The sequence below is a fragment of the Clostridium sp. AM27-31LB genome (assembly GCF_003480745.1).
GTDB classification, from domain to species: Bacteria; Bacillota; Clostridia; order Lachnospirales; family Lachnospiraceae; genus Butyribacter; species Butyribacter intestini.
Genome location: NZ_QUJS01000005.1, coordinates 1 through 411, shown reverse-complemented (window position 1 = coordinate 411; position 411 = coordinate 1). Strand labels below are relative to the sequence as shown.

Genomic DNA, 411 nt, shown 5'->3' with positions numbered 1-411 from the left:
GGGGATAGAGACTGGGATGGTGCAAAAAGCATACATGAAATGTTGTCAGTTGATAATGTTGAATTACTGTCGTATGTACCGGATTATAAGATAAATCTTATAGAACCGGCAAAAATATCAGACGAAAATTTCGATAAATTCAAAACTGACTTAGGGGCAGTGATACAGTTTATCAAACACCAAAGTGATAAAGACGGTAGCTGGATAAAAGGAAACTCAAGATTTAATCATGTAGAAAAAGAAGCGGTAGAATTGATAAATATAATAACCGGGGCAAAATTTGCTGGGAATGACGAAGAGGAGGTAATTGATATGTGCAGAGCATGGGAAAATTCTATGAAAGATGCAAAAATTGAAGGAAAAATCGAGACATTGTATGAAGAATGTGAAATGTCAATACCGGATATAGCT

The 411-nt window shown here is 35.3% G+C and carries 1 pseudogene; it reads left to right on the top strand.

Annotated features, from left to right (window positions below):
- A pseudogene (locus tag DW721_RS16235) lies at positions 1-411 on the top strand (hypothetical protein); the annotation flags it as partial.